Source organism: Streptomyces sp. NPDC096205 (genome assembly GCF_044763135.1).
Classification (GTDB): Bacteria; Actinomycetota; Actinomycetes; order Streptomycetales; family Streptomycetaceae; genus Streptomyces.
This window is the reverse complement of sequence record NZ_JBIWFS010000003.1, coordinates 774,846-787,090: the sequence shown is the minus strand read 5'-3', so window position 1 is coordinate 787,090 and position 12,245 is coordinate 774,846. Positions and strand designations below refer to the sequence as shown.

11 protein-coding genes are annotated in these 12,245 nt (G+C 71.5%); 7 read left to right on the top strand and 4 right to left on the bottom strand.

The annotated features are described in order from the left end of the window. Positions 1 to 108 precede the first annotated feature (108 nt). The 4 genes from ACIQ6Y_RS16030 to cseC all read left to right on the top strand — a co-directional run bounded on the left by ACIQ6Y_RS16030 (position 109) and on the right by cseC (position 3,940). Entirely contained in the window at positions 109 to 648 is a 540-nt protein-coding gene (locus tag ACIQ6Y_RS16030; RefSeq protein WP_399643610.1) for a SigE family RNA polymerase sigma factor, read from the top strand. Next, the gene (locus ACIQ6Y_RS16025) at positions 636 to 1,313 is read left to right on the top strand and encodes a hypothetical protein (protein WP_404038209.1); all 678 of its coding nucleotides are present in this window, start codon (positions 636 to 638) and stop codon (positions 1,311 to 1,313) included. The genes ACIQ6Y_RS16030 and ACIQ6Y_RS16025 overlap by 13 nt, the downstream gene beginning before the upstream one ends. 12 nt (positions 1,314 to 1,325) lie before the next feature. Next, positions 1,326 to 2,027 carry a two-component system response regulator CseB gene (cseB, locus tag ACIQ6Y_RS16020; RefSeq protein ID WP_404038206.1) on the top strand — a complete coding sequence of 234 codons (702 nt, stop codon included), beginning with the start codon at positions 1,326 to 1,328 and terminating at the stop codon, positions 2,025 to 2,027. A gap of 578 nt (positions 2,028 to 2,605) precedes the next feature. After that, a complete protein-coding gene (gene cseC, locus ACIQ6Y_RS16015; RefSeq protein ID WP_404038404.1) occupies positions 2,606 to 3,940 on the top strand; it encodes a two-component system sensor histidine kinase CseC in 1,335 nt (444 codons plus the stop codon). 25 nt (positions 3,941 to 3,965) lie between these two features. Here cseC and ACIQ6Y_RS16010 read toward each other — a convergent pair whose 3' ends face one another. From ACIQ6Y_RS16010 to ACIQ6Y_RS16000, 3 genes are all read right to left on the bottom strand, one after another. Beyond that, positions 3,966 to 4,397: a VOC family protein gene (locus tag ACIQ6Y_RS16010; RefSeq protein WP_404038203.1), complete on the bottom strand. Its 432-nt coding sequence runs from the start codon at positions 4,395 to 4,397 to the stop codon at positions 3,966 to 3,968. A gap of 62 nt (positions 4,398 to 4,459) precedes the next feature. Further along, positions 4,460 to 4,894 carry a helix-turn-helix transcriptional regulator gene (locus ACIQ6Y_RS16005; RefSeq protein ID WP_404038200.1) on the bottom strand — a complete coding sequence of 145 codons (435 nt, stop codon included), beginning with the start codon at positions 4,892 to 4,894 and terminating at the stop codon, positions 4,460 to 4,462. Positions 4,895 to 5,111: 217 nt separating this feature from the next. Continuing rightward, positions 5,112 to 6,677, bottom strand: coding sequence for an MDR family MFS transporter (locus ACIQ6Y_RS16000; RefSeq protein WP_404038197.1), 1,566 nt, complete (start codon positions 6,675 to 6,677; stop codon positions 5,112 to 5,114). 139 nt (positions 6,678 to 6,816) lie between these two features. Here ACIQ6Y_RS16000 and ACIQ6Y_RS15995 point away from each other — a divergent pair, with 139 nt between their 5' ends. Beyond that, complete coding sequence (locus ACIQ6Y_RS15995) at positions 6,817 to 7,404, top strand: TetR/AcrR family transcriptional regulator (protein WP_404038195.1); 588 nt, start codon at positions 6,817 to 6,819, stop codon at positions 7,402 to 7,404. A gap of 15 nt (positions 7,405 to 7,419) precedes the next feature. Here the strand turns inward: ACIQ6Y_RS15995 and ACIQ6Y_RS15990 are convergent, their stop codons facing one another. After that, complete coding sequence (locus tag ACIQ6Y_RS15990; RefSeq protein WP_404038192.1) at positions 7,420 to 8,169, bottom strand: M23 family metallopeptidase; 750 nt, start codon at positions 8,167 to 8,169, stop codon at positions 7,420 to 7,422. Between the two features lie 450 nt (positions 8,170 to 8,619). Between ACIQ6Y_RS15990 and ACIQ6Y_RS15985 the strand changes: the two genes are divergently transcribed. Together ACIQ6Y_RS15985 and ACIQ6Y_RS15980 are read left to right on the top strand one after the other, a co-directional pair. Next, positions 8,620 to 9,222: an HAD family acid phosphatase gene (locus ACIQ6Y_RS15985; protein ID WP_404038190.1), complete on the top strand. Its 603-nt coding sequence runs from the start codon at positions 8,620 to 8,622 to the stop codon at positions 9,220 to 9,222. A 55-nt stretch (positions 9,223 to 9,277) separates the two neighbouring features. Further along, positions 9,278 to 12,220, top strand: a complete 2,943-nt coding sequence (locus ACIQ6Y_RS15980) for an NACHT domain-containing protein (RefSeq protein WP_404038187.1) — start codon at positions 9,278 to 9,280, stop codon at positions 12,218 to 12,220. Positions 12,221 to 12,245 lie beyond the last annotated feature (25 nt).

The following is a 12,245-nucleotide window of genomic DNA, read 5'->3' as shown; positions in this document are numbered from 1 at the left end:
CGGACAGCCGAGCGCTGTCCGCAGGCTGCTTCGGACAGCCTCGTGACAACGCCTCCGTAGCTTCATGGGCAGACCAGGCACGGGGAAAAGAGCGGGAGGCGGTTGATCATGGCGCAGGGCGAGGTGCTCGAGTTCGAGGAGTACGTCCGCACCCGGCAGGACGCGCTGTTGCGCAGCGCCCGCCGGCTGGTGCCGGACCCCGTCGACGCCCAGGACCTGCTGCAGACCGCGCTGGCCCGCACCTACGGCCGCTGGGAGGGCATCGCCGACAAGCGGCTGGCGGATGCTTACCTGCGCCGCGTGATGATCAACACCCGGACCGAGTGGTGGCGGGCGCGCAAGCTGGAGGAGGTGCCGACCGAGCAGCTCCCGGAGTCCTGCGTGGACGACTCCACCGAGCAGCACGCGGACCGCGCCCTGCTGATGGACGTCCTGAAGGTGCTCGCCCCCAAGCAGCGCAGCGTGGTCGTGCTGCGACACTGGGAGCAGATGTCCACGGAGGAGACGGCCGCCGCCCTCGGCATGTCGGCCGGCACCGTCAAGAGCACGCTGCACCGGGCCCTCGCACGGCTCCGCGAGGAGCTGGAGTCCCGCGATCTCGACGCACGCGCGCTGGAGCGTGAGGAGCGGGAGCGTTGCGCGGCCTGACCGGAGCGGGACCCCTGCGGAGTCCCGGGGGGACGGCACGGAGCCGGGGCTCCCGGCGGGCGGTGAGCACGGCGACGGCCGGGTTCGCCGCCCTCACCCTTGCCCTCTCGGCGTGCTCCACCGGCGGCACCGGGACGAGGGACGAGGGCCCGGCGCACGCCTCGGGCCTGACCGGCGCCGCGGCCTCCCCGTCGATGTCGGCCGGAACCCCGGCCCGGGTGAACGCGGTCCGGCTGGTGCAGGAGGACCCGCTGGTCTCGGTGGCGGTCAAGCGCGATCTGCGCCCGTGCAACGGCGACGAGTACCCGGTCGACGTCTCCTACGGCGAGCTGACCGGCGGCACCGTCGACGACGTCGTGATCAACGTGCTGACCTGCGGGGACACCGTCGGCGTCGGCTCGTACGTGTATCGCAGGGAGGGCGGGCGCTACGAGAACGTCTTCCGGATCGAGGAGCCCCCGGTCTACGCCGAGATCGACCGCGGCGATCTGCTGGTGACCAAGCAGGTGTACGACGCCGGCGACCCGGTGACGGACCCGTCCGGCGAGGATGTCATCACCTACCGCTGGGCGACCGACCGTTTCGTCGCGCGGCACCACTGGCACAACGACTACGGCACCACCGCCCGGGGCGGCGAGCCCGCCCCAGTGCCCGAGAGCAACTGACGGAGCATCCGGATGGCAGACCAGACCCACGTCCTGTTCGTGGAGGACGACGACGTCATCCGCGAGGCCACCCAGCTCGCCCTGGAGCGGGACGGCTTCGCGGTCACCGCCATGCCCGACGGCCTTTCGGGCCTGGACGCGTTCCGGGCGCGGCGCCCGGACATCGCGCTGCTGGACGTCATGGTGCCGGGCCTGGACGGGGTCAGCCTGTGCCGTCGTATCCGGGACGAGTCGACGGTCCCGGTGATCATGCTGTCGGCGCGGGCCGACTCCATCGATGTGGTGCTGGGCCTGGAGGCGGGGGCCGACGACTACGTCACCAAGCCGTTCGACGGGGCCGTACTGGTCGCCCGGATCCGCGCGGTGCTGCGCCGCTTCGGCCATGCGAGCGGCGGCGCGCAGGCCGAGGACGCCGACGCGGCGGTCGGCGGGGTGCTGACCTTCGGCGACCTGGAGGTCGACACCGACGGCATGGAGGTGCGCCGCGCCGGGCAGCCGGTGGGGCTCACCCCGACCGAGATGCGGCTGCTGCTGGAGTTCTCCTCGGCGCCGGGCACGGTGCTGTCCCGGGACAAACTGCTGGAGCGCGTGTGGGACTACGGCTGGGGCGGCGACACCCGGGTCGTGGACGTCCATGTGCAGCGGCTCCGCACGAAGATCGGCCAGGACCGCATCGAGACGGTGCGCGGCTTCGGCTACAAGCTCAAGGCGTGAGCGGGCGCGAACAGGGCCCGGCCGGGTGGGGACTTCCCGCGGCCTGGACCAAGGGGTGGGGGAAACGCGCCGGGTCGGGGTCCGGGGCCGGGTCGGGGTCCGGGGCCGGGTCCGGGGCCGGGTCCGAGGCCGGGTCCGAAACCGGGGCCGGGTACGGGTCCGAGGCCGGGGCCGGGGCCGGGGCCGGGGCCGGGGCCGGGGCCGGGGCTGGGTACGGGACCGGGACCGGGACCGGGTACGGAACCGGCACCGGGTCCGGCACCGGGACCGGGTACGGGTACGGAACCGGGACCGGGTCCGAGGCTGGGTACGGGACCGGCACCGGGTACGGAACCGCCACCGGGTCCGGCACCAGGTCCGGGTACGGGTACGGAACCGGGACCGGGTCCGAGGCTGGGTACGGGACCGGCACCGGGACCGGCACCGGCACCGGGTACGGGACCGGCACCGGGGCCGGGGCCGCCGAGCGGCAGTACCTCGGGGAAGACGCCGGCCGCACACCGCCGGGTCGTCGGGCCCGCCTCTGGCCGCAGGCCGACCGCACCCTGCGGGCGCGACTGCACCGCAGGCTGGGCGGTCTGCCGGCCGGGCTCGGGCAGCGGCTGGGCGGGGACGGGCTGCGCACCGGGCTGCGCTGGAAGCTCAGCGCGGCGATCGCGCTGGTCGGCGCGCTGGTCGCGGTCGCGCTCAGCCTGGTCGTGCACAACGCCGCCCGGGTGTCGATGCTGGACAACGCCCGCGATCTGGCCGACGAGCGGGTGGAGGTCGCGCAGCGCACCTACGAGCTGACCGGCCGGCTGAACTTCCCCAACGTGGTGGTCGACGACCCGGACCTGCCCACGCAGCTGCGGGAGAAGGTCGAGCGCGGGCGGCGGGCGACCTATGTGTCCGACGACCACGACGGCCCGCCGGACATCTGGGCCGCGGTGCCGGCCAACGACGGCAAGGTGCTGTCCCTGCACACCGGCTTTCCCGACCGCAGCGAGGACATCCTCGACGACCTCGACCAGGCGCTGGTCATCGGCTCCATCGCGGCCGTCCTCGGCGGCAGCGCGCTCGGTGTGCTGATCGGGGCCCAGCTCTCCAGCCGGCTGCGCAAGGCGGCCTCGGCGGCGAACCGGGTCGCCACGGGCGAGACCGACGTACGGGTGCGCGAGGCGATCGGCGGGGTCGTGCGCGACGAGACCGACGATCTCGCGCGGGCGGTGGACGCGATGGCGGACGCCCTCAGGCAGCGCCTGGAGGCGGAGCGCCGGGTCACCGCGGACATCGCGCACGAGCTGCGCACCCCGGTGACCGGGCTGCTGACGGCGGCCGAGCTGCTGCCGCCGGGCCGGCCCACCGAGCTGGTCCTGGACCGGGCGAAGGCCATGCGCACCCTGGTGGAGGACGTGCTGGAGGTCGCCCGGCTGGACGGCGCCTCGGAGCGGGCCGAGCTGCAGGACATCCTGCTGGGCGAGTTCGTCGCCCGGCGGGTGGCGGCCAAGGAGCCGGACGCCGAGGTACTGGTCGTGCACGAGTCGGAGGTCACCACCGACCCGCGCCGGCTGGAGCGCGTGCTGTTCAACCTGCTGGCCAACGCCGCCCGCCACGGCCGCCCGCCGATCCAGGTCACCGTCGAGGGCCGGGTCATCCGGGTCCGCGACCACGGGCCCGGTTTCCCGGAGGACCTGCTCGCCGACGGCCCGAGCCGCTTCCGCACCGGCAGCAAGGACCGCGCCGGACGCGGCCACGGGCTGGGCCTGACCATCGCGGCGGGTCAGGCCCGGGTGCTCGGCGCGCGGCTGACCTTCCGCAACGTACGGCCGCCGGGTGCGCCGGAGCATGTCCCGGCCGACGGGGCGGTCGCTGTGCTGTGGCTGCCGGAGCACGCGCCGACGAACACCGGCAGCTATCCGATGCTGCCCTCCTGAGGCCGGCTCGGCGGGCCCGGGCTCCTCAGAACTCCTTGGAGAAGTCCAGCTCCTCGCTGCGCTGGGTGAGGCTGTACCAGTTGCCGTTGTCGTCGCGGAAGATCGCCTCCACGCCGTACGGCCGTTCCTTCGGTTCCTGGAGGAATTCCACCCCGCGTGCCTTGAAGGTCTCGTAGTCGCCACGGCAGTCGTCCGTGCGGAGCGCGCCCGCGCCGATGACGCCCTTGCTGACCAGTTTCTTCAGCGCCTCGGACGACTCGGCGTCCAGACCGGGACCGTCCAGGCTCATCAGGGCGAGCTCGACGTCGGGCTGGTCCTTGGCGCCGACCGTCACCCAGCGCATGTCGCCCATGGAGAGGTCGGTGCGCACCTCGAAGTCCAGCTTCTCGGTGAAGAACGCCTTGGTGCGCTGCTGGTCGAAGGTCCATACGGTGGTGATGCCCAGGCCGGTGATCATGGCGGTCGCTCCTGTGGGTGCGGGGGCCGGTCGTTCCTCCGTCACCGTAGGCAGGGCGGCTCTCAGCCCGCTTCTCCGGAATTGCGGTCCTGCCCGGCCGGCGCGCGGCGCGGGAAACCGCCGGCCCACAGCATGGCGTAGCAGCCGGGTATCAGGGCCGCCCCTCGGCCGACATGCTTGGCCCGGTAGTCGCTCGGGGACAGTCCGGTGCGGGTCTTGAAGCGGCGGGAGAAGGTGCCGAGACTGCTGAAGCCGACCAGGTGGCATATCTCGGTGACGCTGAGGTCGGCGGCGCGCAGCAGTTCCTCGGCTCGCTCGATCCGGCGGTGGGTGAGGTACTGGCCGGGTGTCTCGCCGTACGCCTCCTTGAAGGCGCGGACGAAGTGGTAGCGGGAGTAGCCGGCGTGCGCGGCGACCGCGTCCAGGTCGAGGGCGGGGTCGGCCCAGTCGCGGTCCATGGCGTCCTTGGCCAGCCTGAGCTGACGCAGCTTGTCCATCCGGGCCTCCTCTCCCCTGGTCGCACGACGCCACTCACCTTGTGGTCGACGCCTCTCACCTCGTGAACGACGCCGCGTGGGTGACGCCCCTCACCTCGTACGCCGATGGTGACACGAGGGTCTGACAACGCCTCCGCACCGACGGCCGCAGGCCCCCGGGAGCAACCTCCCAGGGGCCTGCGGGAAACCCGGACCTTAACCGTCGTACCGACGAATGTCAGACGGCCTCTCCGACGGGCGCCGGCGTCTCGGCGCCCTCGGTCTTCTGCGGTCCCGCCCCCTTGAGCGGCACCTCCTTGACGAACACCGACGCGGCCAGCGCGACCACGGCGACGATCGCGCCGAGCAGGAACGCCCCGTGGGTGCCGGAGGACACCGCGTGCTGGTACGCGTCGCGGGCGGCCTCGGGCAGCTTGGCGAGGCTGGCGGCGTCCAGCTGGGCGGACTGCTGGGTGACCTGGGAGCCCAGCGCGCCGGCCCGCTCGGTCATGACGTCCTGGACGCGGTGGTTGAACAGGGCGCCCATGATGGCGACGCCGAAGGAGGAGCCCAGGGTGCGGAACAGGGTGGTGGAGGAGGAGGCGACGCCCATGTCCTTCAGCTCAACGCTGTTCTGCGCGACCAGCATGGTGATCTGCATCAGGAAGCCCATGCCCGCGCCGAGGACGGCCATGTAGAGGCCGGAGGTCAGCCGCGAGGTGTCGGTGTCCATCAGCGACAGCAGGTACAGGCCGGCGATCATCAGCGCGCTTCCCGCGATGGGGAAGAGCCGGTAGCGGCCGGTGTTGGTGGTGATCCGGCCGGCGATCATCGACACGACGAGCATCGCGCCGAGCATCGGCAGGAGCAGCAGGCCGGAGTTGGTCGCGGAGGCTCCCTGCACGGACTGCTGGTAGAGCGGCAGGAAGAGGACCGCGCCGAACATCACGAAGCCGGTGATGAAGCCGATGACCGACATCAGGGAGAAGTTGCGGCTGCGGAAGATGTGCAGCGGCATGACGGGCTCGGCGGCCTTGGTCTCCCAGAACAGGAACCCGACGAGCGCGGCCACGCCGATGCCGATCAGCTCCATGATCCGCGCGGACGTCCAGGCGTACTCGGTGCCGCCCCAGGTGGTGACCAGGACGATGGCGGTGATGCCGATGGTGAGCAGTCCGGCGCCGAGGTAGTCGATGCGGGTCTTGGCCGACTTCCTGGGCAGGTGCAGGACCGCGCCGACGGCGGCGAGGGCGACCGCGCCGAGGGGCAGGTTGATGTAGAAGGCCCAGCGCCAGCCCCAGTGGTCGGTGATGGTGCCGCCGACGAGGGGTCCGCCGATCATGGCGAGGGCCATGACACCGGCGATGAGGCCCTGGTACTTGCCGCGCTCGCGGGGCGGCACGAGGTCGCCGATGATCGCCATGACACCGACCATCAGACCGCCGGCGCCGAGACCCTGCACCGCGCGGAAGCCGATCAGCTGGCCCATGTCCTGGGCCATGCCGCTGAGCGCGGAGCCGGCCAGGAAGATCGCGATGGAGGTGAGGAAGGCGCCCTTGCGCCCGTACATGTCGCCGAGCTTGCCCCAGATGGGCGTCGACGCGGCGGTGGCCAGGGTGTAGGAGGTCACCACCCAGGACAGGTGCTCCAGCCCGCCGAGCTCGCCGACGATCGTGGGCATCGCGGTGCCGACGATCATGTTGTCGAGCATCGCGAGCATCATCGCGATCATCAGCGCGAGCAGCACGACCCGCACGTTCTGTGGCTTCTTCTCGGCCTTGTCTTTGATTCCTGCGTCCGCCATCGTCTTCTCCCCCAGACCTTGCTACTTACTTGCCGCCCGGCTAGTTCTTTACAGTGGGGAAAGTAGACCCCTAACTAGCCGGGCGTCAAGTAAGTTTGTCGGGCAGGCGGATTTCCGCGTGAGCGCAAGGAGTACGAGGATGGGCGTCACGATGGACGGCACCAAGCAGCAGCGCCGCGGCAACACCCGCCAGCGCATCCAGGACGTAGCGCTCGAACTGTTCGCCGAGCAGGGCTACGAGAAGACCTCCCTGCGCGAGATCGCCGAGCGCCTGGCGGTGACCAAGGCGGCGCTCTACTACCACTTCAAGACGAAGGAAGAGATCGTCGTCAGCATCTTCGAGGATCTGACGCAGCCGATCGGCGACCTCATCGAGTGGGGCGCGCAGCAGCCCCCCACCCTGGAGACCAAGCACGAGCTCGTACGGCGCTACAGCGCGGCCCTGGCCGGGGCGGCGCCGCTGTTCCGCTTCATGCAGGAGAACCAGGCGACCGTACGGGACCTTCAGATCGGCGAGACCTTCAAGGACCGCATGCGCGCCCTGCGGGACATCGTCATCGACCCCGCGGCGCCCCTGGTGGACCAGGTCCGCTGCGTCAGCGCGATCTTCACGCTGCACGCCGGCATGTTCTTCCTGCAGGACCTCGAAGGCGACCCCGAGGACAAGCGCAGGGCTGTCCTGGAGGTCGCCATGGATCTGGTCACTCAGGCGCACCAGGGCGCCTGAGTCCCGTACGACGGGTCAGACGGTCAGACCCTTGCCGCGCAGGAAGGCGACGGGGTCGACGGCCGTGCCGTAGTTCGGGGTGGTGCGGATCTCGAAGTGCAGGTGCGGGCCGCTGGAGTTGCCCGTGTTGCCGGACAGGGCGATGTGCTGGCCGGTGGCGACGATCTGGCCGATCTTGACGTCGATCCGGGACAGGTGGGCGTACTGCGAGTACGTGCCGTTGGCGTGCTTGATGACGATGGCGTTGCCGTAGGCGGGACCGTCACCGGCACCGTTGCCGCCGGCCTTGACCACGGTGCCGCCGTGCGCAGCGGAGACCGGGGTGCCGGTCGGGACGGCGAAGTCCTGGCCGCTGTGGGTGGACTGCCACATGCCGCCGGCCTGCGCGAAGCTCGCGGTCTTGGTGTAGTGCTTCACCGGCGCGACCCAGGAGATCGCCTTCTTCGCGGCGGCCTTCTTGGCGGCAGCCTTCTTGGCCGCGGCCTGCTGCGCGGCGGCCTTGGCGGCAGCCGCCTTCTTCGCCGCGGCGGCCTGCGCCTTGGCGGCGGCCGCGGTCTTGGCGGCCTCGGCGGCCTTGGCCTGGGCGGCGGCCTGCGCCTGGACGGCACCGGCGGCGCTCGCGGCACTCGCGGACACCCCGGTGTCCGCGGCCATCGCGACCCCGGCTCCCATGACGGCCGACACCCCCAGCCCGGCGGCCAGGACGGCGGCGCGGGTGCGGAGCTTGGACGTACGGAAGGAGCGGGACGTGACGCGCTGGGACATCGAAACCTCATGCGGTGGGGAACAGGGGAACCACCCGGCACCGAGCGGCGTCCGGATGGCTATCCCTTGGTAGCCCGATCGCCCATCAACCCCCAAACGTGTGATCTACGACGGAAGCTAGTACCTCGGTCGGAATATCACGCTTCCTTGACAGAGCCCTCATTCGGGACGAATCGACCATGATGCGGGGCCGAGCGCCCGGACTCCGGGCCGAAAGTCACTTCTTCAACCGCCAAGATCGCCACTATTCCCCCTAGTAACGGACAAATCGCCTGTGCGGCATGTCACCGGCGCGCCCACCCCTCTGACCTGCGGATGTGACGGGGGCTACGCAATTCCTACCCTCCGGTAACCTGACAGACCTCTCGACGCCACCCGACGAGACGAGCATGCTCATGACACGTCGGTTGTGTACGGGACGCCGTACGCGCGTGAGAGGACCCCCCACAGATGACCGGACGACGCCCCGGGACACGTCGCGCCACCGCGACCGCCGCCACCGCGGCCGCCCTGCTGGCCCTGGCCACCCCCGCCGAGGCCGCGACGGCCACCGCCGCGGATGTCGACTACACGACCTGGCAGCGGGACTGCCAGGCGGTGATGGACCAGGCGCTGCCCGACCTGAAGCAGCGCATCGCGAACACGAAGCCCGGCGAGAAGCAGGCGATCGTCTTCGACATCGACAACACCACCCTGGAGACCGACTTCGGCTTCAGCTACCCCCAGCCGGCCAACAGCCCGGTCCTGAAGGTCGCCGAGTACGCCCAGGAGCACGGCGTCGACCTCTTCTTCGTCACCGCCCGCCCCGGCATCATCTACGCGCCCACCGAGTGGAACCTGGAGTACCGCGGCTACGAGGTCTCCGGCCTCCACGTCCGCAGCTTCTTCGACCTGTTCAAGAACGTGGCCGACTACAAGACCGCCCAGCGCGTCGCCATCGAGAAGCAGGGCTACACGATCATCGCGAACATCGGCAACAGCGCCACCGACGTCTCCGGCGGCCACGCCGAGAAGACGTACAAGCTGCCGGACTACGACGGCCGACTCTCCTGAACCAACTGCGGGTAATCTCACCCCCGTTGTGTACGGCGACGGGGGTGGGGCGCGGATGGAACCGGCGGTACTGGGCGGCAGGCTCGCGTCCTCGATGATCGCCCCGCTGGTGAAGAAGCTCTTCCGGCCGGACGGCCCGGGCGCGGGCCTGGTCGACAAGCCGGTCCGTCTCTCCTCGCTGCTCTCCTTCACGGGCGAGAAGCGCACGCTGACGGAGAAGGACGTCTCACGGCTCGCCGCGCAGCTGGTGGAGCGCGCCGTGACCTCACCCGGCGAGCCGCCCTTCCCCCACGACGAGCAGGTCGCGGTCACCGACGCCCTCGCCCGCCGCCTGCTCGCCCTCGGCGACCTGGACATGGACGACGTACAGGCCGTACGCCTCGGCCACCGCGAGCTGGCGGCGCGCCTGCGCGGCGAGCCCGACGGCCTGTCCACCGACGCGACCCACTTCCTCGACTCGGCGACGGAATGGGCCTGCCTGCACATTCTGGAGTTCTTCACCCGCCGGTCCACCTTCGTCGCCCGCACGCTGGTGGAACAGTCGCGGGACCAGGCGGCCCTGATCGCCAAGGTCGACGAACTGCTGGCCCGCACCCCGCGCCCGCCTACGACGGACACCTCCTTCGAACGCCGCTATCTGGCGTACGTCGCCGAGCGCCACAACCACATCACCATCTACGGCCTCGACCTGCGCGACTCCCCCGACCGCTGGCCCCTGGAAGTGGCCTATCTGAGCCTGGAGGCGACGGCCGAGGAGAGCGGCCTCGACGGGCCGGTGACCGGCACTCCGGTCCACCTCCCGGCCGAGCACGCGCTGCGCGACCACGGTCGGGTCCTGCTGCGCGGGGACGCGGGCTCCGGCAAGACGACGCTGGTCCAGTGGCTGGCGGTGACCGCGGCACGGGACGGGGCGCAGATCCCGTACGTACTTCCGCTGCGGACCCTGATCCGCCGCGCCGCGCTTCCCGCCCCGGCCGACTTCCTGACCGCGGTGGGCTGCCCGCTGGCCCCGCCGGAGGGCTGGGCGGAACGCGTCCTGTGGGCCGGCCGGGGGCTGATCCTCGTCGACGGCCTGGACGAGATCCCGGCCCCCGACCGCCACCGCGCCCGCGACTGGCTCCTGGACCTGATCAGCGCCTTCCCCGGCAACCGCTGGCTGATCACGTCCCGCCCCACGGCCGTACGGCAGGACTGGCTGGCCTCGGCCGGCTTCCGCGAACTGCTGCTGGCCCCGATGCGGCGAGGGGAGGTCGCGACGTTCGTGAGCCGCTGGCACCAGGCGGCAAGGGCGCCTGAATACGAGGGCCCGCTCCTGGACTCCCTCCGCGTCAAACGCGACCTGGCCCGGCTGGCGACGAACCCGCTGATGTGCGGCCTGATCTGCGCCCTGCACCGGGAACGGCGGGGCTACCTCCCGACCGGCCGCAAGGAGCTCTACGACGCCGCCCTCGCCATGCTGCTGGCCCGCCGGGACCGGGAGCGGGGCATGGGCGCGGTGGACTCCGTCGACCTCGGCGAGGAGGCGCAGCTGGAGCTGCTGCAACGCCTGGCGTACGCGCTGGTGCTGAGCGGCCGCACGGAGATGGACGTGGAGACGGCGGAGGGCATCCTGGAGCGCTGCCTCCCGACGATCGCCCTGCCGGGCCGGACGGACGCGCCTTCGGTCCTCTCGCAGCTCCTGCTCCGCAGCGGCCTGCTCCGCCGCCCGGCCGACGGCGTCGTCGACTTCGTCCACCGCACCTTCCAGGACTACCTGGGCGCCCGCTACGCCGTCGAGGAGGGCCACCTGGACGTCCTCCTGAGCCACGCGGACGACGCCCAGTGGGAGGACGTCATCCGCATGGCGGTGGCCCACGCCCGCCCCCGCGAGCGCGCCTCCGTCCTACGACAGCTCCTGGCACGGGAGACGCCCCGGCTGACCTTGCTGGCGCTGGCTTGCGTGGAGCATGCGGCGGCGTTGGATCCGGGGGTGCGGGGGGAGGTGGAGGCGCGGGCCTCCGAGCTGATCCCGCCACGTTCGACTGAGGACGCGCGCGCCCTGGCAGAGGCCGGGCCGCTGGTGCTGGAGCTGCTACCGGGCCCGGAGGGACTCGCGGACGACGCGGCCCACGGCATCACGGTGGCCGCCTCGCTCCTCGCCACGGACGAGCCGGAAGGCGCACTGGCGGTCCTGCGGCGCTTCCGGGAACACCCGTCGCTGGACGTACGGCGGCAGCTCGTGGGGACGTGGCATCGCTTCGACGCGGCGGTGTACGCGACGGAGGTGCTGGATCATCTGGACCGGGACGGTCTGGTGCTCAACTGTGAATCGTCCGAACAGACAGCGGCCCTGCGGCTCATGCGGCCGTGGACGCAGTTGGAGTTCCGCGGTACGCCACCGCCGGACATCGGCCTCGATCATTCCGCGACCGAAGTCCTGACCCTGCTTGCCGTAAGTGAGCTCGGCGATCTGTCCGCTCTGGCAGGCTTCGAGTCACTGAGGACCCTGTGGCTGGCCGAGTGCCACAACACGACGAACCTGGCCGCGCTCGCTGACCTGCCCGTGACGTCTCTGGGTCTGGTCGGCGAGGTCTCCGACCTCGGCGGACTGCGCGTGCTGAGCGGCCTCACCCAGCTCGGCTTGGACCTGAACCTCCCTGGCGGTCTCTTGGACTGGCTGCCCGCCGATGCGCCGCTGGAGCACCTTCACCTCGGCTCCGAGGCCCTGCGCCGGCCCGACCCGCTCCGCGGCCTGCGCGACTGGCCCACGTTGAGGTCGCTGACCCTGGGGCAGGGCGGTCTGACGGCGGCCGACTGGGCCGAGATCGCCGCTCTTCCGGCACTTGAGAGGTTCGGCCTGCTCCTGCGAGGGGCCGAAGACGTGGACATCCTCCTCGACGAGGCCCCGTGCCTCCCGCAGGTGCGCAGGGTCCGCCTCCGGGTCCCCTCCCGGCACACCACCGTCCCCGATCTGAGCCCGGTCTTTCCGTCGGCCGAGATCACCCAGGAGTTCTTCTGACCCCGGGCACGCCGAAGGGGCCGGC